The sequence below is a fragment of the Pseudomonas sp. PDM32 genome, assembly GCF_019219225.1.
GTDB lineage: Bacteria > Pseudomonadota > Gammaproteobacteria > Pseudomonadales > Pseudomonadaceae > Aquipseudomonas > Aquipseudomonas laurylsulfatiphila.
Window position 1 is genome coordinate 217,354 of sequence record NZ_JAHUWE010000012.1, and the last position, 25,206, is coordinate 242,559.

At 63.4% G+C, this 25,206-nt stretch carries 10 protein-coding genes; 4 read left to right on the forward strand and 6 right to left on the reverse strand.

All coding sequences use genetic code 11. The annotated features are described in order from the left end of the window. Positions 1-207: 207 nt before the first annotated feature. The 3 genes from KW846_RS22705 (at position 208) to KW846_RS22715 (ending at position 6,295) form a co-directional block, all read left to right on the forward strand. Positions 208-1,857, forward strand: a complete 1,650-nt coding sequence (locus KW846_RS22705; protein ID WP_218485456.1) for a cyclic peptide export ABC transporter — start codon at positions 208-210, stop codon at positions 1,855-1,857. A 127-nt stretch (positions 1,858-1,984) separates the two neighbouring features. Further along, the gene (locus KW846_RS22710) at positions 1,985-4,402 is read left to right on the forward strand and encodes a TonB-dependent receptor (protein WP_218485458.1); all 2,418 of its coding nucleotides are present in this window, start codon (positions 1,985-1,987) and stop codon (positions 4,400-4,402) included. Positions 4,403-4,681: 279 nt separating this feature from the next. Further along, entirely contained in the window at positions 4,682-6,295 is a 1,614-nt protein-coding gene (locus KW846_RS22715) for a diguanylate cyclase (RefSeq protein ID WP_218485461.1), read from the forward strand. 41 nt (positions 6,296-6,336) lie between these two features. On the opposite strand, the gene KW846_RS22720 is transcribed toward KW846_RS22715, so the two are convergent. The 3 genes from KW846_RS22720 to KW846_RS22730 all read right to left on the reverse strand — a co-directional run bounded on the left by KW846_RS22720 (position 6,337) and on the right by KW846_RS22730 (position 7,942). Then, complete coding sequence (locus tag KW846_RS22720) at positions 6,337-6,615, reverse strand: hypothetical protein (RefSeq protein WP_218485463.1); 279 nt, start codon at positions 6,613-6,615, stop codon at positions 6,337-6,339. An 89-nt stretch (positions 6,616-6,704) separates the two neighbouring features. Next, positions 6,705-7,211: a PaaI family thioesterase gene (locus KW846_RS22725; RefSeq protein WP_218485466.1), complete on the reverse strand. Its 507-nt coding sequence runs from the start codon at positions 7,209-7,211 to the stop codon at positions 6,705-6,707. 197 nt (positions 7,212-7,408) lie between these two features. Beyond that, positions 7,409-7,942 carry a hypothetical protein gene (locus KW846_RS22730; protein ID WP_218485468.1) on the reverse strand — a complete coding sequence of 178 codons (534 nt, stop codon included), beginning with the start codon at positions 7,940-7,942 and terminating at the stop codon, positions 7,409-7,411. A 508-nt stretch (positions 7,943-8,450) separates the two neighbouring features. Between KW846_RS22730 and KW846_RS22735 the strand changes: the two genes are divergently transcribed. Then, positions 8,451-8,798, forward strand: coding sequence for a DUF6124 family protein (locus KW846_RS22735; RefSeq protein ID WP_218485471.1), 348 nt, complete (start codon positions 8,451-8,453; stop codon positions 8,796-8,798). Positions 8,799-8,944: 146 nt separating this feature from the next. Here the strand turns inward: KW846_RS22735 and KW846_RS22740 are convergent, their stop codons facing one another. The 3 genes from KW846_RS22740 to KW846_RS22750 form a co-directional block, all read right to left on the reverse strand. Beyond that, a complete protein-coding gene (locus KW846_RS22740) occupies positions 8,945-9,910 on the reverse strand; it encodes an alpha/beta hydrolase (protein WP_218485473.1) in 966 nt (321 codons plus the stop codon). A 370-nt stretch (positions 9,911-10,280) separates the two neighbouring features. Further along, positions 10,281-22,100 carry a non-ribosomal peptide synthetase gene (locus tag KW846_RS22745; RefSeq protein ID WP_218485476.1) on the reverse strand — a complete coding sequence of 3,940 codons (11,820 nt, stop codon included), beginning with the start codon at positions 22,098-22,100 and terminating at the stop codon, positions 10,281-10,283. Then, positions 22,097-25,195, reverse strand: coding sequence for an amino acid adenylation domain-containing protein (locus KW846_RS22750; protein WP_218485477.1), 3,099 nt, complete (start codon positions 25,193-25,195; stop codon positions 22,097-22,099). The genes KW846_RS22745 and KW846_RS22750 overlap by 4 nt, the downstream gene beginning before the upstream one ends. Positions 25,196-25,206 lie beyond the last annotated feature (11 nt).

Sequence of the window (25,206 nt, forward strand, 5' to 3'; positions counted from 1 at the left end):
CCCCCTACCCCTTGTGGGAGCGGGCTTGCTCGCGAAGGCGTCGTGTCAGCCAACATCAACTTTTCTGACCCACCGCCTTCGCGAGCAAGCCCGCTCCCACAGGGGTTTATGTAACTCCCCAGCCACCCGTCTCCCCGCCTTTAAATTAAGCCCTCCATCAGACGTTCTACTGGGTATCTGCCTCAAGACCCAAGGAACCCTCTGCTCATGACCCAGCCAACGCGCGGTGCAATTCATGAATTGTTCAGCCTCCTGAGACCGTTCCGGCTCGTTGTCAGTCTGTCGATCCTCCTGGGCATGGTCGGCGGCCTGAGCGTCACGGTGCTGCTAGCCACCATCAACAACGCACTGCATTCGCCCGACGGCCTGACCCAGGGCGTGGTCGCGCTGTTCGGCGGCCTGTGCCTGCTGGCCCTGGGCAGTTCGATCTGCTCGGACATCGGCACCAACTACGTCGGCCAGCACATCATTGCCAAACTGCGCAAAGAGCTGGGGGAAAAAGTACTTTCCGCGCCCATCGAACAGATCGAGCGCTACCGCAGCCACCGGCTGATCCCGGTGCTGACCCACGACGTCGACACCATCAGCGACTTCGCCTTCGCCTTCGCGCCGCTCGCCATTTCCCTGACCGTAACCCTCGGCTGCATGGGTTACCTGGCGATGTTGTCGTGGCCGATGTTCCTGATGATGGTGCTGGCGATTGCCATCGGCACCGGTATCCAGTTCTACGCGCAGGGCAAGGGTATCCAGGGGTTCATGGCCGCCCGCGACGCCGAAGACGAATTGCAGAAGCACTACAACGCCATTGCCGGCGGCGCCAAGGAATTGCGCATCCACCGTCCGCGCCGCCAGCGCATGTTCGTCAAGGGCATCCAGGGCACCGCCGATTTCATCTGCGACACCCAGGTACGTTCGATCAACACCTTCGTGATCGCCAAGACCCTCGGCTCGATGCTGTTCTTCGTGGTCATCGGCCTGGCGCTGGCCCTGCAATCCTTCTGGCCCAGTGCCGACCAAGCGGTGATGAGCGGATTCGTGCTGGTGCTGCTGTACATGAAAGGCCCGATCGAGCACCTGGTCAGCACCTTGCCGATCGTGAGCCGGGCGCGCATCGCCTTCCGCCGCATCGCCGAACTGTCGAGCCGGTTTTCCTCGCCGGAACCGCACCTGCTGCTCAACGACCAAGGCACCCCGCCGGCCGTGGTCAACAGCCTGCAACTGAACAACGTCAGCTACGCCTTCCCCGCCGCTCCGGGCAGTGACGCGTTTCGCCTGGGCCCGGTGAACCTGAGCATCGCGCAAGGCGACATCATTTTCATCGTCGGCGAAAACGGCTGCGGCAAGACCACGCTGATCAAGTTGCTGCTGGGCCTCTACGCCCCGCAACACGGCGAAATCCTGCTCAACGGCCAAGGCATCGATGCGCACAATCGAGACGACTACCGCCAGTTGTTCACCACGATCTTTGCCGACTACTACCTGTTCGATGACGTGGTGCAGGGTGACCAGCAAATCCCCGAAGATGCCAATGCCTACCTGCAACGCCTGGAAATTGCGCACAAGGTCAGCGTCAGGGACGGCAGTTTCACCACCACCGACCTGTCCACCGGCCAGCGCAAGCGCCTGGCGCTGGTCAATGCCTGGCTGGAAGAACGCCCGGTGCTGGTGTTCGACGAATGGGCCGCCGACCAGGACCCGACCTTCCGCCGCATCTTCTACACCGAGCTGCTGCCGGACCTCAAGCGCCTGGGCAAGACCATCATCGTCATCTCCCACGACGACCGCTATTTCGACATGGCCGATCAACTGGTGCGCATGGAATCGGGCCGGGTCATCACTGAGCGCGCGACTGCCTGACAGCGGCGGTTGCACGCAGGTTGTTGTTTTTTTGAAGTTTGTTTTCCGGTTTAGGCAAAGTGGTCCGTCTAATAATAATTATCATTAACTAAAAAACTGCACACACCCTTCTGGAGCGATTCGAGCAATGCAAAGCCTTACTCTGTCCCGCGCACCCTTGGCATTAGCCATCGATCGGCAAAAGAAATTCCGAACGGTCGTGCCGGGTGCGCTGTTGACCTTGTTGCTGCTGGGCACTTCCCAGGTCGAGGCGGCCCCGGTGAACGTCAACGTGCCGGCCCAGTCGCTGGCCAGTGCATTGCGCGAACTGGGCCAGCAGACCAACCTGCAGATTCTCTACAGCCAGGACATGGTCAACGGCATCAAGTCCACGGCGGTGTCCGGCAACATGGAACCGGAACAGGCACTGAAAACCTTGCTGCTGGGGAGCGGCATCAATTTTCAGTTGAATGGCAACACCGTGTCGCTGGTGCCAGCGGTCGGTGACTCCAGTGCATTGCAGCTGGGTGCGACGTCCATCACCGGCGTGGCGTTGGGGCCGACCACCGAAGGCACGCACTCCTACACCAGCGATGAAGTGACCATCGGCAAAGGCAACATCAAGGTCAAGGACATCCCGCAGTCGGTGTCCGTCGTCACGCGCCAGCGCATGGACGATCAGAACATGAACAGCCTGCAGGACGCCATGCGCCAGGTCACCGGCGTGACCATCAAGACCTACAACTCCGGCTCCAGCCTCAACGACGTCTACATGCGCGGCTTCCTCGTCGACCAGGTGCAGGTCGACGGCGTCTCGCAACCCACCGGCCAGGGCGACATGGCCACCAGTTTCGACCTGGCGATGTACGACCGCATCGAAGTGCTGCGCGGGCCGTCGGGCCTGTACCAGGGCGCGGGTGAACCCGGCGGTACGATCAACGTGGTGCGCAAGCGCGCCCTGGGCAAATTCGCCCTCGGTGGCGAACTGGCCGCCGGCTCCTACGATCACTACCGTTCCATGGTCGATGTCACCGGCCCGCTGAACGACCAGGGCACCGTGCGCGGCCGCTTCATCACCGCCTACGAGAACAACCAGTCCTTCGTCGACTACGCGCAGAACGAACGTCCGATGGTCTACGGTCGCCTGGAATTCGACCTCGATCCGGCCACCACCCTGTCGGTCGGCGGCGCTTACCAGAAGAACAACTCCACCCCGGCGTTCGGCTTGCCGGCCTATGCCGACGGCACCTTGCTGGACGTTCCGCGCTCGACCTTCGTCGACGCCAAGTGGAACACCCTGAACGAGAAGGTCTGGGAATCCTTTGCCGAAGTTGATCACGAACTGGACAACGGCGGTCAATTCAAGACCACCCTGACCTACCGCGATGCCGAAACCCCGGAGCGTAACTTCACCTGGGCCGACGGCGCGGTCGACCCGGCCACCGGTGACAGCTGGGCCGTGGCCTACGACTACTACACCCACATCAAGACCATCGGCGTCGACAGTTTCGTCACCACGCCCTTCGAGTTCGCCGATCGCCGCCACGAGTTCACCCTGGGCGCCGAGTACCAGCACCTGGACAAGGACTTCACCTACGGCGGCGGCGAGTACTTCCCGATCAACGTGTGGGATCCGGGCAGCATCGACATTCCCCGCAACGACTATGCGCACGTCAACGGCAACTGGTCCAAGTCTGACCAATACGGTGTCTATACCCGTGCCAAGTTCAACGTCACCGACTGGCTCGATGTCATCGGCGGCAGCCGTGTGACCTGGTACGAAGCCGACGCGAAGAACGCCAATGCCTTCTTCAACAACTTCGGCGAAGCCCACACCAGCATCAACCGCAAGGTCGTGCCGTACGGTGCCATCATCGGCAAGATCACCCCGGAACTGTCGACCTACTTCAGCTACACCGGCGTGTTCAAACCGCAGAGCGAAATCGGCACGGACGGCCAGCCGGTCGGCCCGCGCGAAGGCAAGCAGTACGAGATTGGCCTCAAGCGCGAGTTCTACGACGGTCGCCTGAACGCCAGCATCGCGGCCTTTCGCATCTACGATGAAAACCGCGCCGAATACGACAACAGCTCCGGTGCCTACATGACCGAAGGCAAGGCACGCAGCGAGGGTTGGGAAACCGAACTGAGCGGCAACCTGACCGAAAACTGGAGCATCGTCACCGGTTACGCCTACACCTCCACCAAGTTCCTGGACGGCGACGCGGCCAACAAAGGCAAGACCTTCAGCACCATCACGCCCAAGCACAACTTCAACCTGTGGACCAAGTACGAGTTCACCGACGGTCCGCTCAAGGACTTCAGCGTCGGCGGTGGCGTGCGGGCGGTCAGCGACACCTACTACCAGCGAGACGTGAAGTTCCAGCAAGGCGGCTATGCCATCACCACGGCGCAGGTCGGCTACAAATTCAACGAAAACCTGTCGTCGACACTGACCGCCAACAACCTGTTCGACCGCAAGTACTACGATCGCGTCGATGCGTCCTGGGGCACCAACTTCTACGGCGACCCGCGCACCCTGACCCTGAGCCTGCGCGCGCAGTACTGATTAGGAGTCGACCAGCACTGATCAACCTGTGGCGAGGGAGCTTGCTCCCGCTGGACTGCGCAGCAGGCCCATTTGTTGGGGCAGCTTCGCTGCCCAGCGGGAGCAAGCTCCCTCGCCACAGAACCAGGATCAGGATCAGGATCTCGACTTGACTGATCGGCATCAGTCGCAAGGGCCCGGTTCTGTTTTCTATGGCGTGCATGTGACAACTCGGCGCTCTCTGCCTATCCTGCAAGGCAGTCTTTGCCCCCCTCACAACACACCATTCATGGATCGAAAATGGCCACGCCAGCTGATGACCCCAACAGCGCCATCAACGAGCAAGGTAGCCGCGCAAAGCTGTCCAGGCCCCTGCCCATCGACCTGCGCGGACTGATTCTGTTCTTCGTCCTGCTGTCGGTCCTCGCGACGCTGTGCAACAGCCTCTACGTCGCTTACCGGGTGCAGCGTCAGTCCCTGATCCATACGACGCTTGAGGCCAACGCAGCCTACGCCGCAAAAGTCGCTTCCAGCATCGGTGAGTTCCTGAATTCGGCGCACAGTCGCTTGAACTACAGCGCCAACACACTTGGCCGGCACTGGAACGACCCCGAAGTGCTGCGCAAAGAAGCCATCCGCCTGCAAGCCCAGGATGCCGACTTCAACTCCATTGCCATTGTGGATGCGGCAGGCAAAGTCCTGCAGGCCTATCCGGATACCTCGCAGATTGTCGGCGCCACATTGACGTCGGAGGGCATCCAGCAGGCGCTCAAGGAACGTCGTCCAGCGGTCAGCGCCGCTTACGTTTCCGCGGCGGGCAACCTGGTGGTGTTCATTTCACAACCGGTTTTCAACCCGTCAGGGGCATTCCTCGGCGTCGTCGGCGGCTCGGTCTACCTGCTCAAGCAAAGCACCTTTCATACGATCATCAGCCGTCACTTCCATCACGAAGGGACCTTTGCGTTCATCGCCGACAGTAATCGGCGGCTGCTGTATCACCCGGACCAGAAGCGCATCGGTGAGGTCCTGGGCTGGAGCCTGACGGTCGATGCGGCCTTGCGCGGCGAACGTGGCTCCCTTGAAGGCCCGAACTACAAAGGTGTGCCCATGCTCGCCGGTTTTGCCCAGGTGCCGGACGCCAACTGGGCGGTTGTCGCGCAACAACCCCGGGACCTCAGCCTGGCGCCGCTGGGACAACTCATGCGCGACATGGTCCTGGACATGATCCCTGCCGGGCTGTTGGGGCTGGGGCTGATTTTGCTCGGGACAGCACTGATCGCCCGCCCGTTGCGCCAGTTATCGGCAGCCGCCGACCAGTTGGCCGCCCCGCAAACGACCGAGCAACTGCGACAAGTCCATGCCTGGTACCGCGACGCATCGGCCATTCGCCAGGCCATGCTGACCGGTGTGCAGCTGCTCCAGCAAAAGCTTGGCCAGCTCAGCCACGAAGCGCAAAGCGATCCCCTGACCGGCCTGGCCAATCGAAGGGCCATGGGCGGCGTACTGGATCTGCTGGCAAAAACCGGGCAAGCCTATTCGGTGCTGGCGCTGGATATCGATCACTTCAAAAAGGTCAACGACACCTTCGGGCATGACGCCGGTGACGTGGCCCTCAAAGAGGTCGCCGGCATCCTCAAGCAGAACTCCCGGACCGGCGACCTCGCCTGCCGCGCCGGAGGTGAAGAGTTCGCGCTGATCCTTCCGGATACGCCGCTGGATACCGCCAGGGTCATTGCCGAGCGGATACGCGAGCACATCGCACAGACCGAGGTGCCGCAGGTTGGAAAGCTGACGATGTCCATCGGCGTGGCTTGCCGGAGTACGGACACCCCGATGCCCGAAAGCGTACTGAAACTGGCCGATGAGCGTCTCTATCTGGCCAAGCAGAGCGGGCGCAACCGGGTGATGGCGTAGACTTCGCGTGATGGCCGGGAAAAACCGGTCGATTCAGGCCGTCACCGCGTGGGTTCTTTTTCTTCGTCCGTCGAACCACTTGAGGTCGCGGCATCCTTTTCCGTCGCTTGCGAATCGGCGCCGGAGTTTGAACCCGCGGCCTCCTCGCCCTTCTTGTCGGCCTTCTCGTCTTTGGCTTCAGCAACCTGCGGCTGGTTGATGCCAGGCACGGCAGCAGGCGGAACAGCGGAACCCGCCGTCGCGTTCTCGGCGACCAGCGTAAAAAAAGAGCCCGTCGACAGCAGACCCGCAGCCATGAGTGCGAGCATTTTCCTGTTCATTATTTGGGTCTCCCCGGTGAGGTATAAACCTTGGAAGACCCGATATCGGGAAAGGTGCTGGCTCGCTGACGAACGGTGAGGCGCCGGGGTCAGGAGCCGACCTTGTTGTCGTGCGCGGCGCTCCGGAGTTGCTCGGTATCGACGCGGACAAACGTGGAGTCCCCGACAGCGGTCAGCACGTCCCCGGCGAACACCTCACAGATGACGCGACTTTTGCGCCCGACCTCACCCTCGACTCTTGCCCGCAATGTCAGACGTACGCCCATCGGGGTAGGCTTGATGTACTTGATGCCCAGGTTACCGGTGACGCAGGTAACGTGGGGCAAACTGCCCACTTCGCGCTGTTCGGCGCGGTAGTGATAAGCCATCGCGGCCCAGTTGGAGTGGCAATCGACCAGCATCGCGATCAAACCGCCGTAAACCAGACCCGGCCAGCCGCAATACTTGTCATCGGGCATATGCTCGGCCATGACATGCACCCCGTCTTCATGCCAGAAGCTCTTGATGTGCAGCCCGTGCGGATTCTGGCTGCCGCAGCCATAACAAACGCCTTCAGGCGCGGCGATGTCTTGAAGCGAAATGTCCTGCGTGGTCATGGCGTGTTCATCCTAAGTAGCAGATGGTTCAAAGCGGGTCAGGTCGCAGCGGATCGCAACGGCTGATCAATAAGGAGGAGCCGTTTTTCTCTTTCCCGGCGGGCGTGAACGGCGGGTAGCATCGGGCCGATGTCGATATTACATAGCCGATACACGATGCGGAAGATAGCTCGGCAACCCCGTCCGTGGCTTGAGAACTACTCCCTCAAGCGTGAAAATTGCTGAACCACAAACGCCCCCACGGTGACCGCGCAGGCTACCCACGCACACGCCACCTGCCAATGCCTGAAAGGGCCGAGTACATCCCCCATCAGGAAACCGGTCGAAAGCAAAAACATAAACAATGAAATGGCCGCCAGGATGACGCGTGGAATCGCCATTACCCACCGCCACCAGGCTCCGGGTACAAAGCGCCGCGCACCCCAACGAGTCAACACGGTCAGCCCCGCCAGCAAGGGGGAAAAAATAATCAGCAGCAGCGGAAAGATGTAGAGCGTCAGCGTGAGTTCGACTTCCCCGCCATCCTCGCCGGGCGTGTAGAAACCTTCCATCCAGATGTCCTTGCACAGGGCGGCGGTGAGATAAATGACAGCGACTGGGGCGATGGGGAATATCAGGCAACTGATGAGGTTTTTTCTAAGATCCGACATTGAATCGTCCTTGGTTTTTTTCAGAACACCGATGGGCTGGGGGTAGCCATCAACCGGGCAACAGGTTTCATGAACGAACAATCCTTTTCGTGCCAGTCGGGCGGTGAATTTAGCAGTTTTTTTCAGATCGTAAGGGCTGTACTTCCCACGGCCAACCGCAAACTTCCGTAGGACTCTTCCTGCCGACTCCGGGGATTTCAACGTTCATTGATAAGGCATAACAACAGGTCAAGACCCACTCGACAGCGCCTGTTTAAGCGGCCTACAGGTTACTTCATGAAAGCCACAACGCCTTGCGTCGTTGCCTACAGTTACGCCAGAATCCGCCGGCTTGTGCGCCTTGGGAGTCGTCGGTAACTTGATTCGGGTCACTGATTTCCAGTGATCGGGTTTAGTAGCCCGGCCAAGGTAAGAGCGGTCGCATGAGTATCATCAGTCAGGTATTCGCCTGTGCTTGATGGTGGCTGTGCGCATGGCGTCCTCGGGCGCGCCGGTTTTTGCTTACCTCACCGGTCTACTAACTTGCGCACAGCTGCCACCCCTTCGTTTAGTAGCGAACTGGTGCGGCCCTCTTTGAAGGTAAGTATCTATGTTCAAAGTTACTCCGAATCCGCCGGACACCGACCCCGCCTCCCCACACGAAAGTTCCGAATCAAAACAAATCCACGAAACCGCCGAGTGCGCCTTCGATCCAGGCCCCAACATCATGGCCACCCCGCGCGCACCCAGCACGATGTTCATCGTCAACCCCGAACTCAGTACCGAAACCCTGCTGGTGCACGCCTGTGAGTCACTGGCGTCGGCCAATGTCATGGCCAACGATCTGGTGGATCATTTGCAGGGGACAAGTCGCAATGCATTGTTGGGGATTGCGCAGGTGATCATGCTGGGGGAACTGGCGGTGAATCGGGCGCTGGATCGGCTTGATCCGCCCTGACCACAATCTCCGGATCACCGATAGACCTGTGGGAGCGGGCTTGCTCGCGAAGGCGGTGTGTCAGGCAACTTATGTGTCGGCTGAAATATCGCTTTCGCGAGCAAGCCCGCTCCCACAGGGGTACGACGTCGCTGATCACTAATATGTCAGGACAAACTCTCGCCAATCTGCGCCGCCAATTGCACCAGCATCCCTGGCACTTCCTGGACCATCTCGCCCATGCGCGCAAAGTCGTGGGTCATGCCGGCCTTCACCTCCAGCGCCAAGGGTTGCCCCGCGGTCCGCAGTTTTTCGGCCCAGGCCAGGCCTTCATCGAGCAACGGATCGTACTCGGCCAGCCACAGCACCGTCGGCGTCAGGCTTTCCACCCGCTCCGCGTACAGCGGTGAAAAACGCCAGTCGGCACGATCCGCTTCGCTGCGTTGGTATTGCTGGTAGAACCACTCCAGCGTGGTGGCTTCCAGCAGATAGCCTTCGGCGAATCGCTCAAGCGACGGGCGTTTTTTTACCGCGTCGATCACCGGGTAGAGCAACACTTGCAGGCGCGGCACCAGCGGCCATCCCAGCGGGTCCTGGGCAATGGCAATGCACAGCGACGCCACCAGGCTGCCGCCGACGCTGTCCCCTGCCAGCGCAATGCGCCTCGCGTCCAGGCCCAAGGTTTGAGCACCGGTAACAGCCAGCCAGCGCGCCACGTCTTCAGCATCGTTGTAAGCAGTCGGAAAGCGATGTTCCGGCGCCAGTCGATAGTCCGCCGACAACACGGCAAATTCCCCAGCCAGCGCCAGACGCCGGCACAGGGTGTCGTGGGAATCGAGGCTGCCCACCACGTAGCCGCCGCCATGGAAGTACAACAACACCGGGCGTGGCTCGTTGTGCGGTTGCGGTTTGGCGTACAGCCGCGCGTTGAGCACATGCCCGTCCCGCGCAGGCAGGCTGACCGCCGTCACCGTCAACGCGTCCGTCGGGGTGGCATCGAGCAACTGCGAGGTCTGTTCGAATTGCTGCCGCGCTTCGCCAGGCGTCAGCTCGTGCATGGGTTGGCTTTTGCCGCTGAGGCGGCCGAACTCGGCCAGCTCCAGAAAACCTTCGATGTCCGGGTGCAGTGCCATGGGCGGTAGTCTCCAAAAATAAACAGGCTTGCCCTGGTAAACGAACCGGGAGGGTCGTTCATTAGGGGGAGCTCAAGAACTGCTCAAACCGCATGACAATCTGTGGCCAGGACCACTTCCCTGTGGTGAGGGGGCTTGCCTGTGGCGAGGGGGCTTGCCCCCGTTCGGCTGCGCAGCAGCCGTAAACCCGAACAACGTGATTTGCCTGAAGAACCGCGATCGCTGGTTTTGGGGCCGCTTCGCGACCCAACGGGGGCAAGCCCCCTCGCCACAGGCAAGCCCCAAATCACAGGTAAACCCCAGACCACAGGCAAGCCCCAGACCACAGGCAAGCCCCACATCACAGGCAAACCCTCCACAAGTGATCGGCTTAGACCTGCGGCACCACCTCCCGGCCAAGCAGCGCCACCACGGCATCCAGGCACTCATCCTGCTGCAGAATATCGAAGTGCCCGGCCGTCACCCTTTGCACCTCGCGCAGCCGCGGTTGCTGGCGTTCGAGCGTGGCGCGTTCGGCCGTCGGGTTGCCATCGGCCCACCAGCAATGCAGCCCGGCTTGCGGAATCGGCAGGGTGTCGACCTGCCGCGACAGTGCCTTCAAGCGCGTGCTGACCATGAACGTCTGGGCCAGCTCATCGGCACCGAGCAGCGCGTAACCGCTGGCCTGATCGCTTTGGCTGTCGATCACCGCGCGAATGATCCGCGCCACGGCATCGTGGTCCCCCGCCGACTCGGTACTCAACGCCCGGGCGATCACCTCGCCATCCATGCCCAGGGTTGCACCGAGGAACTCGGCCAGATCCACACGCCACTCATCCGCACTGGCAACGGCATTGGCCTGGGTCGGTACAAAGCTGTCCACCAGACCGACGAATGCCACGCGCTGGCCCTGCCGTTCGAACAGCTCACTCACCAGCAACGCCAACGCCCCGCCCAGCGACCAGCCCAATACGTGGTACGGCCCCTGGGGTTGTCTGGCGCGGATCGCCTCGACGTAGTCGGCGGCCATCTGCGAAAGCGAAGTGTCGTGCCACTGCCGGTCGAGCAGCATCCGGCATTGCACGCCATACACCGTGCGCTCACCGTCCAGGCGCCGGGCCAGCGGCTCGTAGTCGAACACCGTGCCGAAACCGGCGTGCAGGCAGAACAATGCCGGCTGATCCGCCACCAACTGATTGAGCAGCAACAGCGGTTGCGGACTCTGGCGCACGGGCTGCTCGTCGACACCGGACAACCCGGCAATCGTCGGCTTGGTCATCATGTCGCGCAGCTTGAGCTGGAAATCCGGCTCGTTCAGCGCACGCACTTTCGAGATCACCTTGAGGGTACGCAGCGAATCGCCGCCCAACTCGAAGAAGTTGTCGGTGATGCCGACCTTCTCGATGCCCAGCACCTGTTGCCAGATGTCCGCCAGCGCCCATTCCAGCGGCGTGCGCGGGGCCACGTAGTCGCGGCCGGTGAAGGCCGGATCCGGCAGGGCCTTGCGGTCGAGCTTGCCGTTGGGCGTCAGCGGGAAACGCGGCAGCACCACGACCTGCGTCGGCACCATGTAGTCGGGCAGGCTTTCGCGCAATGCCGCCTGGCAACGCGGGCCGAGGCTATCGTCTTGCGCCGCCACCACATAGCCCACCAGTTGCGGCCCCTGGCCGTTGTCCCGCACGACCACCAGCGCATCATTGACCCCGGCCTGCTCGCGCAAGCGGGCTTCGATTTCGCCCAGTTCGATACGGAAGCCGCGCACCTTGACCTGATGGTCGATGCGCCCGACGTAGTCGAACACGCCATCTTCGCGACGGCGCACCAGGTCACCGGTGCGGTACAAACGCCCGCCTTCAGGGCTGAACGGATCGGCGACGAAGCGCTCGGCGCTCTGCCACGGATGACGATGGTAACCGCGCGCGACACCCCGTCCGCCGATGTACAGCTCACCGACCATGCCCACCGGCAGCGGGTTGAGGTCCATGTCCAGCACGTGCAGGCTGCGGCTGCCGACGCGTTGGCCAATCGGCGCGTACATCGCCTGGCAATGGCCGTCGGCGGCGATCTTCCACAGCAGCGGCGTGACCACGGTTTCCGTCGGGCCGTAGCCGTTGACCAGGTATTGCGGCTTGAGTGTGTGCTTGACCCGCTCGAACGTGGCGTCCGGCACTGCATCGCCACCGAAGCAGTAGATGCGCACCGGCGGCGGATCACCGCCCTGCAGCTCGGCGTGTTCGGCCAGTTGCAGCAGGTACGCCGGCGGGAAGCAGGCGACGCTGATGCGCTGGCGGTGCAGCACGGCCAGGGTCTGCTCGGCGGTCCACAACGTATTGTCGCGAATGACCAGGGTCGAGCCGCTGATCAGCGCGGTGATCCAGCGTTCATGGGCACCATCGAAGGCGAACGACATGAAGTGCAGCTCGCGATTGCCCGGGTCCATTTCGTACAGCTCGGCGATGGCCTGTACGTGCATGCTCAGGGGGCCGTGGGCGACCGCGACGCTCTTCGGTTTGCCAGTCGAACCGGAGGTGTAGATCAGGTAGGCCAGTTGCTCGGCGTGCACAGCACGTTGCGGTGCCGACACCTCGACGTCGAGGTTCAATCGGTCCACCGCGACCATGGCCGTGCCCGGATTCAACTGCGCGGTGTCGCGCAGCCGTTCCTGGGTCAGCAGCAGGCGCATGTCGCTGTCGGCCATCATGTAGCGCAGGCGTTCCTGCGGGTATTGCGGGTCCAGCGGCACGTAGGCGGCGCCGCATTTCATCACCGCCAGCAGCGACACCACCAGCTCCAGCGAACGCTCCATGAACACGCCGATCACGTCTTCGGCCTGTACGCCTTGTTCCAGCAGATGCACCGCCAGCGCATCGGAGCGCCGATCCAGCTCGGCGTAGCTCAGGTGCTCGGCGTCGCGCTCGGCATAACTGAGCACCAGCGCCGTGTGATCCGGTTGCAGTCGCGCACGCTGACGGATCAGCTCGTGCACCGGTGTCTCGTCACCGTCCGCCACCACCGGCCGTTCGCCGTCCAGCGCCCGGCCTTCGTCCAGGGTCAGCAGGCCCAGCTCGCCGACGGCACGCCCGGCGTCGTCGCACAGGCGCTGCATCAGGCTTTCCATGTGGCCGCGCAGGCTTTCGACGGTCGCCAGATCGAACTGGTCGCGCTGGTGCATGTACTCGATGCGCAGCCCCTCGTCGAGGCTGACCATCAGGTCCATGGCGAAGCTGGTCAGGCCGAAGTCGGACACGTCTTCGAAGCGCAGCGAGGCGCCGTTCCATTCGCGCAGGGTACGGTCCACCGGCTGGTTTTCGAAGACGATGATGCTGTCGAACAACGACTGCCCGCCCTGCCCGGCCCAGCGCTGGATATCGCTCAGCGGGGTTTGCTGGAAGTCGCGGATGTCGAGGTTGTAGGCCTGGATCTCGCGCAGCCAGTCACCGACGCAGGATTCGGTCGGCACGCTGTTGACCACCGGCAAGGTGTTGATGAACAGCCCGAGCATGTTCTCGGAGCCGTTGAGGGTTTCCGGACGCCCGGACACGGTGGCGCCGAACGTCACCGTGCGCTGGCCGGTGTAGCGCTGCAACAGCAGCAACCACGCGGCTTGCACCAGGGTGTTGAGCGTCACCTGCTGTTGCTGGGCAAAGGCCTGCAAACGCGCAGTCTGCCCGGCACTCAGGTGCGTATAGATCGCGTGGTAACCCGCTTGCGGCGCCTTGACCGGCAAGGCGCGGGCCAGGTGCGTGGCGCCTTCGAGGTTGGCGAGTTTGCCTTTCCAGAACGCCTCGCTGGCCTCGGCGACTTGCTGGCCGAGCCAGTCGATGTAGTCGCGGTAGGCGGCCACCGGCTCGTGCACATCGCCGCTGTAATGGCGCAGCACTTCACCGATCAGGCGCGACACGCTCCAGCCGTCCATGAGGATGTGGTGGTACGTCCAGATCAGGCGATAGCGGTCGTCTTCCAGACGCACCAGCAACAGGCGCAACAAGGGCGCGCGATTGAGTGAGAATCCGCGTTCACGCTCCTCCAGGGCCAGTTGGCGGACGCGTTCAGGCTGATCATCCAGCCCGCGCCAGTCCAGCTCGGTCAGCAGCGCAGGCGCGTCGCGGCGCACCACTTGCAGCGGCTCCTTGTCGCCTTCCCAGAGGAATGCGGTGCGCAGAATCCCGTGACGTTGGGCAGCATCGGCCCAGGCTTCGCGGAAGCGCGCGCCATCCACGCCGCGCACGCCCACTTCGATCTGGTTGACGTACAGCCCAGAATCCCCGTCCTGCACCGAGTGGAAGAGCATGCCTTGCTGCATCGGCGACAGCGGATAAACGTCCTCGACTTCGTCCGCTGTCAGTTCCAGCGCCTGATATTGCGCTTCACTCAGTTCGATTTTTGCTGCCGGTGCAACCACTGTCGGCACGGCTTGATCCGCCGCGACCGGTTGGGCGACCGTGGCCAGTTCGGCGAGGGTCGGATGGCTGAACACATGCTTGGGCGAAATGCTCAAGCCGGCCTTGCGTGCGCGGCTGACGGCCTGGATCGAGACGATGGAATCGCCGCCCAGTTCGAAGAAGTTGTCGTGCATGCCCACTTGCGGCACTTCGAACAACGCCTGCCACACGGTTTGCAGCGTCGCTTCCACGGCACTGCGCGGCGCCACATACTCGCGAACCTGCTGGTCCGGCTGCGGCAATGCGCGGCGGTCGAGCTTGCCGTTGGGTGTCACCGGCAACTGATCGAGCAGCAGTATGTGGCTTGGCTGCATATGCTCGGGCAGCGCCTTGCGCAGGTGTTGCTTGAGTGGCTCAAGGTCCGCATGACCGACAACGTAGGCCACCAACTGCTTGGACTTGCCGACATCGAGGGCGATCACCACGGCTTCGCGCACCTGTGGATGCTCAAGCAGGCAGGCTTCGATTTCCCCCAGCTCTATGCGCAAGCCGCGGATCTTCACTTGATGGTCGATGCGGCCGACGTATTCGATCACGCCGTCCTCGCGGTAGCGCGCCAGATCGCCGGTGCGGTACAGGCGCTCGCCCTGCTCACCGAACGGGCTGGCGACGAAGCGCTCGGCGGTCAGGTCCGGACGGTTGTGATAACCACGGGCCAGGCCGATGCCGCCCAGGTACAGCTCGCCCACACACCCCTGCACCTGCGGTTGCAGGCTGTCGTCGAGGATGTAGGTCACCAGGTTGGCAATCGGATATCCGATCGGCACGCTGAACCCGCCGTCATCGACACAGGTCCAGTGGGTCACGTCGATCGCCGCTTCGGTCGGGCCGTACAGGTTGTACAGGCCGACGTCCGGCAGGACGCGGAACAGACTGTGCTGCAAGTCTGCCGACAAGGCTTCGCCGCTGCACATGATCTGCCGCAGGCTGGCGCAACGCTCGAAGCCTTCGCCCTGGACAAACGCCTGCAACATCGACGGTACGAAATGCAGGGTGCTGACCCGGTACTGCTCGATCAGGCGGACCAGTTGCGCCGGATCACGATGGGCACCCGGCTCGGCCACGGCCAGCCGTGCGCCGGTCATCAGCGGCCAGAAGAACTCCCAGACCGACACGTCGAAACTGAACGGGGTTTTCTGCAAGACGGAGTCGCGCCCGTCCAGCGGATAGGCGTCCTGCATCCACGCCAGGCGGTTGTACAAGGCATCGTGACGGTTGGCCGCGCCCTTGGGTTTGCCGGTGGAGCCGGAGGTGTAGATCATGTAAGCCAGCGATTGCAGCTCGACCACACAGGGCAGGTTTTCCTCGCTCAGCCCTTCGAGCAGCGGCGCCATGTCGTCCAGGCAGATCGCCGTGGTGGTGGCCGGGATCGGCAACGGCTCAAGCAAATGACGCTGGGTCAGCAGCAGGTGCACGCCACTGTCGTCGAACATGTGCTCCAGGCGTTCACGCGGGTAGTCCGGGTCCAGCGGCACGTAGGCGCCGCCGGCCTTCATGATCGCCAGCAAGCCGATCACCAGTTCCAGCGAGCGCTCGGCAGCGATGCCCACCAACACTTCGGCGCTGACGCCCTGGCTGCGCAGGTGGTGCGCCAGTTGGTTGGCCTGTTGATTGAGTTCTCGATAGCTGAGGGTCCGGCCGGCAAACACCAGGGCCGGGGCCTCCGGGGTTTGCATTACCTGGGCTTCGAAGCACTGGTAGACCGGGCGCACATCCGCCCAGACCTGTGCGGTGCGGTTGAAGCCTTCGACCTGCTGCGCCGTTTGCACCGCATCGAGCAGGCTCAAGCGCCCCAATGGCTGCTGCGGCGCGCAGACCATGGCATCAAGCAAGGCAACCAGCCGCGAACTCAAACCTTCGATAGCCTCGGCGCTGAACAGCGCCGTGTCGTAGTTGAAACGCAGGTCCAGGCATTCGCCCAGCTCGGCAGCAATGGCCAGCGGGAAACTGGTTTGGTCGTGATTGCTGATGCCGGAAAATTTCAGCGCACTGCTGTTGCCCTCCTCCAACGCTTGCGCCACCGGGTAGTTTTCGAACACCAGCAGGGTGTCGAACAGCGCCTCGCCGGAGTGACCGGCCCAGCGCTGCACGTCTGCCAGCGGCGTGTACTCGACTTCGCGCAACCTGAGGTTGAGCGCCTGGACTTCATCGATCCATTGGCTGACCGTACGCTCGGGGTGCGGCGTGGCGATCACCGGCAAGGTGTTGATGAACAACCCGATCTGCTGCTCGATGCCTTGCAGTTCACTCGGACGCCCCGACACCGTGGCGCCGAACGCCACCGTCGACTGGCCGGTGTAGCGCTGCAATATCAACAGCCATGCCGCTTGCAGCAGGGTATTGGGCGTGACGCGGGCCTGGCGGGCGAACCCGCTCAGGCGCTCGGTGGCCGCGCGGTCCAGGTTGAGGTTCAGCGTGCGATGACCGCTGCACTGTCCTGCAACCGGCCCTGCAACCGGCCCCGGCAAGGCACCGGCCAGTCGCGTCGGCTCGGTGAACGCCTGCAATTGCTCCAGCCAGAACGCCTCGCACGCGGCACGGTCACGAGTACCCAGCCAGCTCATGTAATCACGATAACGACCAACACCCGGCGCCGGCATGACGCCGCAGTAGCGTTGCAGCACTTCGCCGAACAACTGCGAGGTGCTCCAGCCGTCCAGCAGGATGTGGTGGTTGGTGAAGATCAGGTGATGGCTGTCATCGGCAGTCTGAACCAGGGTCAGGCGCAACAGTGGCGCCGCCGTCAGGTCGAAACCGCGCAGGCGATCGTCCTCGGCCAGTCGCTCCAGCGCGTGCGGCAGATCAGGCCGGCCGCGCCAGTCGAGCAGGCTCATCGGCAACGCGGCGTCGGCCAGGATCACTTGCAGCGGCCGCGAGCCATTGCTTTCGCTGAAAAACGCCGCGCGCAGCACTTCATGACGCGCCAGCGTCTGCTGCCAGGCATTGCGGAACGCCTCGACGTCCAGTCCCTGCACATCCACGCGCATCTGCGGCACGTAGGCACCGGCATCCGGGGCGAACAGGCTGTGGAACAACATGCCTTGCTGCATCGGCGACAGCGGCAGGATGTCTTCGATGCGGCTGGCCGCCAGCGGCAAGGCATCGAGCTGCGCCTGATCGACGCACACCAGCGGTACGTCGCTCGGGGTCAGGCCACCGGCACCGCTCAGGCAATGTTCGATCAGCCGTTGCAACTCCATGGCATAGGCATCGGCCAGGTGTTGTACGGTTTGCGCTTTGAACAGGTCGCTACTGAAGGTCCAGCTCAAGCGCAGTTGTCCCGCGTAGACCTGGCCGTTGATGCTCAGGCCCCGGTCCAGCCCGGCCGAGGCGCCCTGCTCGGCGCCGCCGCTTTCCTTCGCCGGACGCCACGGCGCGTGCTCGTCGAAGCTGGCGTCGAACTGGCCCATGTAGTTGAAGGTGACCTGGGGTGACGGCAGAGCCTCAAGGCCAACGTCGGCCAGGTAACGCAGGATGCCGAAGCCGATGCCTTTGTCGGGCACGGCGCGCAACTGTTCCTTGACCGCCTTGATGCTCGCGGCCAGGTCGTCGGCCGGGGTGAGCTTAACCGGGAAAATCGAGGTGAACCAGCCCAGGGTGCGGGTCAGGTCGATGTCGTCGAACAGGTCTTCGCGGCCGTGGCCTTCCAGTTTGACCAGGGTCGAGGATTGACCGGTCCATTGGCCCAGTACCCGCACCAGTGCCGTCAGCAACAGGTCGTTGACCTGGGTGCGGTAAGCCGCCGGGGCCTCTTGCAACAGTTGGCGGGTCAAGGTGCTGTCGAGCACGGTTTCCACGCTGACGGAGTGCTGGCTGGCGAGGCTGCCTTGCGGGTTGTCCGCCGGCAGTTGCACCGCAACGTCCTGGTATTGGGCTTGCCAGTAAGCGGCTTGCTGCGCCAGCGCCGGGCTTTGCGCATGGCGTTGCAAACGTGCGGCCCAGGCCTGATAGGCGCTGGTCTTGGCCGGCAGGCGCAGCGGCTCGGCCCGACGTGCCTGAGCGTAGGCGGCTTGCAGGTCTTCGAGCAGCAGACGCCAGGAAACGCCGTCCACCGCCAGGTGATGCACCACCAGCAACAGGCGCTGGCCTGCCGCGCCCATGTCCACCAGCAAGGCACGCAGCAACGGGCCGTCCTGCAAATTCAGGCTCGCCTGTGCGGCGTTGCACAGTTCAAGCAGTTCCTCGGCGTCGGCGGCTTGGCGCTGCCACAGCACATCAGCGCTGCTCCATTGCTCGGCTTGCGCCTGTTGCCAGACACCATCGACCTGATGCAAACGCAGGCGCAATGCGTCGTGATGCTCCAGCAATGCCGCCAGCGCCTGTTGCAGGCAGCCGCTGTCCAGCGGCTCGCGCAGTTCCAGCAAGACCGACTGGTTCCAGTGATGACGGGCCTCGATGGTTTGTTCGAAGAACCAGTGCTGGATCGGCGTCAGCAACACGTCACCGCGCACCGGCCCCTGATCGATGACCAGCCCGGCGCTGCGCACCGCGACCCTCGCCAGGCTCTGCACGGTCTGGTGCTGGAACAGGTCGCGCGGGGTGATGCGTATCCCGGCCTGACGCGCACGGCTGACCACCTGGATCGAGATGATCGAGTCGCCGCCCAGCTCGAAGAAGTTGTCATCGATGCCTACGCGCTCTAGCTTGAGCACGTCTTGCCAGATCGCCGCCAGCTCGGTTTGCATGTCATCCATTGGCGCGGTGTACGCCTGTTGCGCCAAGGCCGCATCAGGCTTGGGCAGTGCGTTGCGATCCAGCTTGCCGTTGCTGGTCAGCGGCCAGTGCTCGAGTCTGATCAGGTGCGCCGGCACCATGTAGTCCGGCAGACCGCCCTGCAAATGTTCGCGCAGGGACTGGCGCAAATCCTTGTGGTCGTTGGTCGCGGTGAACCACGCCACCAGTTGCTGGCCGCCGTTGACCTGCGGTGCCAGGACCAGCGCCTGCTCGATGGCCGGATGGCTTTGCAGGCGGTCCTGTATTTCCCCCAGTTCGATGCGAAAGCCACGGATCTTCACTTGATGGTCGATACGCCCGGCGTACTCGATGCTGCCATCGGCGCAATATCGCGCCAGGTCACCGGTGCGATACAGGCGCGCGCCCGGCTCGGCGGCGAACAGGTCCGGCACAAAGCGCGTCGCGGTCAGGTCGGCACGCTGATGATAACCCCGGGCCAGACCGGCACCGCCGACGTACAGCTCACCGACGCAACCCTTGGCCACCGGGTTCAGGCGCGGGTCGAGCACGTACCAGCGCAGGTCGGCGATCGGCTCGCCCAGCGGCGAGCTGTTGGTGCCATCGAGGTCGGCGCGGGACAGCGGGCGGTAGGTCACGTGCACCGTGGTTTCGGTGATGCCGTACATGTTGATCAGCAATGGCTGCCGGTCGTCGAAAGCGTCGTACCACGGCCGCAGGCTGGCCATTTCCAGCGCCTCGCCACCGAACACCACGTAACGCAGGGCCATGCCTGGCGCGTTGGCGCAGGCGAACGGCATCAACTGGCGGAAGGCCGAGGGGGTCTGGTTGAGTACCGTGACACCTTCATCACTGAGCAAGCGGGCGAAGTCTTCCGGGGAGCGGCTGACCGCGTGCGGCACGACCACCAGCTTGCCGCCGTAGAACAGCGCGCCAAAGATTTCCCATACGGAAAAGTCGAAGGCATAGGAATGGAACAGGCTCCAGACGTCGTCCGCATTGAAACCGAACCAGTGCCCGGTGGCACTGAACAGGCGGGTCAGGTTGCTGTGGGGCAGCAGCGTGCCCTTGGGTTTGCCGGTGGAGCCGGAGGTGTAGATGACGTAGGCCAGGTTCTGCGGGCTGGTCAGGTTCGGCAGGTTGTCGGCGCTGGCCTCATCGAGCCAGTCGCTGGCGTGATCGAGGCAGATCACTTCGATGCCTTCGTTCAACGGCAGGCGCGGCATCAGCGCCGAATCGGTCAGCAACAGCCGTGTGCCGCTGTCGGCGAGCATGTAGGCCAGGCGATCCTGCGGGTAATCAGGGTCCAGCGGCACATAGGCGCCACCGGCCTTGAGGATCGCCAGCAGGCTGACGATCATCTCCAGCGAACGCTCCAGGGCGATGCCGACCAACACGTCCGGGCCGACCCCGCGTTCGCGCAGACGATGGGCAATGCGGTTGGCGCGGCTATTCAGTTCGGCGTAAGTGAGGGTGATGCCCTCGCAGGTCACGGCAATGTTGTGCGGGTGCGCGGCGGCCTGGGCTTCGATCAGTTGATGGGCGCACAGGGCATTCGCAGCTTCTGTCGTGTTGATTTCAGCACTGCGATTCCAGTCCAGCAAGGTGGCCTGCTGTTCGGCAGCGTCGAGCATGCCCAGGTCGGCCAAGGCCACACCTGGGTCGCTGCAGATGGCCTGCAACAGGTTCAGCCAGTGGCGGCCGAGACGCTCGATGGTCGCGGCGTCGAACAGTTCGGTGGCGTAGACGAACGACGCGTGGATGCCCTCGTCGCTTTCGACGGTGTCGAGCATCAGGTCGAACTTGGTGGTCTTTTCGTCCCAGATCAGCGGTTCGACGCTCAGGCCCGGCAAGTCCCAGCGTTGCGGGTCGCCACTGTCGCGCTGGTGGTTGAACATCACTTGGAACAGCGGCGTGTGGCTCAGGCTGCGCTCCACGCCCAGGCCATCGACCAGTTGCTCGAACGGCAGGTCCTGATGGGCCTGCGCGCCGAGTGCCGCGGACTTGACCTCGGCCAGCAATTGCACGAACGGCTGGTCGGCTCGGGGCTGGCTGCGCAGCACCTGGGTGTTGACGAAAAAGCCCAACAGGTTTTCCACGTCCTGGCGGGTACGGTTGGCAATCGGCACGCCGACACGGATGTCCTGTTCGCCACTGTAGCGATGCAAGAGAGTCTGCAACGCTGCCATCAGCAGCATGAACAGGGTGCAGCCTTCGCGGCGGGCCAGCTCGCGCAGTTGAGCGGTCAACGCAGCGGGAATTTTCAGCTCGACGCTGGCGCCCTGCTGGCTCGGGATCGCCGGGCGACGGCGGTCGGTCGGCAGGTTCAGCGGTGGATGCTCGTTGCCCAGCTGATCGCGCCAGTAATCGAGCTGACGCTCGGCTTCACCGGCCTCCAGCCACAGGCGCTGCCAGCGTGCGAAGTCGGCGTATTGAATGCCCGGTTCCGCTAGCTGCACGGCCTGCCCGGCACTCAATTGCCCGTAGACCCGGGTGAATTCCTGCAACAGGATCGGCAGCGAGCCGCCATCGGTGACGATGTGGTGGAAGGTCAGCACCAGCACGTGTTGCCGGGCATCGAGGCGGATCAAGCGGCAGCGCATCAACGGGCCGTGCTGCAGGTCGAACGGCTGCTCGGCGTTGAGAGCGATCTGGCGTTGCAGTTCGATGTCGTCGGCGGCAGTGACCTCGACCAGCGGGGTGTCCATCTGCGGGTGGATGTGCTGCAGCACTTGCTGTTCGTCGAAAACGAACGTGGTGCGCAACACCTCATGACGTTGCACCAGTGTCGCCAGGGTCTGCGCCAATGCATCGCGGTTCAGCTCGCCATTGAGGCGGAAGGCACCGGTCAGGTTGTAGGCCGTGGCCTGGGGCTGCATCTGCCAGAGGAACCACAAGCGCTGCTGCGCGTAGGACGCCGGCAGCGTGTCGATGGTTCGGTCCCGTGGCGGGATCGGCAGCAATTCCAGGGTCAGCCCCTGAGCGTGCATCTTTTGTTGCAACGCACGCCGGGCGTCCGCGCTCAAGCCGCAGAAACGCTGGGCCAGGGTCATCATTCTGTCCGGTGCAGCACTCATTGCGCGTGTTCCTCATCCACTTCGTCGAACAACGCTTCGAGGGCGTCTACATCGTTTTCCTGGTGTTCACTTTGCTGGCGGAACTGCTCGATCTGCGCCGCCAGGCGTTCCAGGGTGTCACCGTCGAAAAACAGCTTGAGCGGGATCGCCAGGTTCAGTTCGTCCTGAATCCGTGCGCGAATGCGCGTGGCCAGCAGCGAGTGCCCGCCCAGTTCGAAGAAGCTGTCGTGCACGCCGACGCGCTCGACGTGCAGCGCTTCGGCCCAGATCGCCGCCAGGGTTTTTTCCAGGTCGTTGCGCGGCGCGACGAAGGCGCTGCGACGCACATCGAGATCGAGCAAGGCCTGGCGATTGAGCTTGCCGTTGGGCATCAGCGGGAAACCTTCCAGCACCTGCAAGCGCGCCGGCTGCATGTGCTCGGGCAGCGCCTCGGCCAGATGGCTGCGCAATTCGTTGAGGCGGATGTCGGCGGTGTCCGCCGGGGACACCACGAAGCCCAGCAGTTGCGGGCCGGTCTGGGTTTCCCGGGCGATGACGGCGGCGTCCTCGATACCCGGCGCGCTGCGCATGGCCGCTTCGATTTCGCCCAGCTCGATGCGGAAGCCGCGGATTTTCACCTGGTGATCGACCCGGCCCAGATACTCCAGCACGCCATCGGCGCGATAGCGCGCCAGGTCACCGGTGCGGTACAGACGTTGGTCCGCCGCGTTCGCGAACAGGTCGGGGACAAAACGCTCGGCCGTCAGCGTGGCACGTTGCAAGTAACCCCGGGCAATGCCGGCACCGCCGACGTAGAGTTCACCCTCCACGCCCACGGCCACCGGTTGCAGGTCCGGGCCGAGCACGTGAATGCGCATGCCGGCAATCGGCTGGCCGATCGGGATGCTGTCGGCATCCTGACCGAGCGGCAATTCCCAGGCCGAGCACCACACGGTGCCTTCGGTGGGGCCGTATTCGTTGACCAGTGCCACCCCCGGCAATGCCTCGCGATGTCGCTGCACCAGTGCGTTGCTGCAGGCTTCGCCAGCAACGATGACGCAGGCCAGGGTCTGCTGATCGAGGTGTTCGAGAATCTGTGCGTGGTAGGACGGCAAGGTCAGGTAGTGGGAAATCTCTTCGCGCTGGATCAGTGCCGCCAGTTGCGCCGGATCCTTGTAGCTGTCTTCGTCCGGCAGGCACAGGGTCGCGCCCTGCCCCAGCGCCCAGAACACCCCGGCCACCGAGCTGTCGAAGGAGAACGACGAGAGCATCAGGAACGCGCGCAGCGGCTGGCGATAAAACCCCGTGCGCGCCAGGGTCGAGGCCACGGCGTTGGCATGACTGATCATCACGCCCTTGGGTTTGCCAGTGGAACCGGAGGTGTAGATGACGTAGGCCAGGTTGGCGCTGTCGCCCTGAGGCGCAGGTTCGGTTTGCGCAGCGGCCCAGACCTCGGCCCCCGGCATAAGGGAAATTATCCGCTCATGACCCAATGCGTCCGGCAGCGGTTGGCAGGCCAGCACCTGGCGCGCGCCGGTATCGGCAAGCATGAACGCCAGGCGCTCGATCGGGTAGTTCGGGTCCAGCGGCAAGTACGCAGCGCCGGCCTTGAGCGTACCCAACAAGGCAATGACGATTTCCAGCGAGCGCTGGCCGTAGACCGCGACGATTTCATCCGCCGCCACGCCTTGGGCACGCAAGATATTGGCCACCTGGTTGGAGCGCGCATCCAGCTCGGCATAGGTCAGGCGCTGACCGTTGATACTCAGGGCGATGCGTTGTGGATACAGGCGCGCCTGTTCGCTGAACAATTCCTGCAGGAAACGGCATGGCAAGGCCTGCCTGGTGGCGTTCGGGTTGAAGCCCTCGACCAGGCGGGTCAGTTGTGCCGCATTGACCAGACTCGCCTGAGCCAGGGTCAGCTCGGGCGATGCCAACAATTGACGGCTGAACTCGACAAACTGCTCCAGCCATTCGGCCAGCATCGACTCCGGCAGCGCACCGTCGAGACACGACAGCTGCAACTGCTCGCCCTGAACACGCAGGCGCAGAACTTCGGGGTTGGCGTCATCCACCTCAATGTCGGCATCAATGGCGGCTTGATAGACGAAGCCGTAACGCAGCGGCGCGGCGCCTTCGGCGCTCAGTTCGAACTCGTTGAGGCAGTCGAGCCAGGACAGCGACTGCTCAATGCTGGCCGCAAAGGTGGCCAAGGCTTGCGTCAGTGTCTGCTGGCTACGGTGCTCGAAGGCCACCGGCAGACGCCGGGCGAAACGGCCGAGGGTGGCGGCGGTCTGCTCGTTGCGACCGTCCACCTGCCAGCCCATCAGCAGTTTTTCCTGCTGGCCGATGCGTGCAACGAATGCGGTCCACAGCAACAGCGCCAAATGCTCTGGCTCAACGCCCGCTTCAACAGCGGCCCGCTGCACGCCAGCCAACCATGGGCCGTCAATCAAGGTGGCCTGACGACGAACCAAGGTGACATCGAGCGCTTTTTCGAAGGGCAAGCGGTGGGCTATGGCGAACTGCTGTTGCAGGTTGCGCCAGAACGCGTCGCCCTGGTGGCCGATGTCTTCTTCGCGCAGCGCTTGCTGCCAGGCGCTGTAGTCCAGGTATTGCAGCGCCTCCTCGTCTTCGACCAGGGTTTCGCCGCGCAACAGACTGGCGAGTTCAGCCGACAGTACCCGCAGCGAGGCCTCGTCGAAGCTGCACGCCGGGGTCAGCAGAGTGACGATGGATTGCCCTGCTTCGCCCTCGACCTGTGCCACCACCAGCACTTGATTCGAATCTTCAACCAAGACTTCACGGCTGCGGCTCAAGGCCTCGGCCACCGAAGGCTGGTCGCCCAGCACAGTCAGTGGCAGCGCCTCGCAGAGGCTCTGCACCGGCCACTTCATGCCCGGCAAGCGGCGGTACACCGTGCGCAGGGTTTCGTGACGCTGGCCCAGTGTCTCCAGCACCGCCCGCAACGCCCGGGCATCCACCGGCCTGGCGACCGGCAATGTCAGGGCGGCGAACTGCGGCTGGGCGCCCAGTTCCTGGACGCGCAAATAAAAGGCCTGCTGGGCCGAAGTCTGGAAGACGTCTACCGAAGGTTCGAGGGCGGTGGTGTTCATGTCGGGTGTCC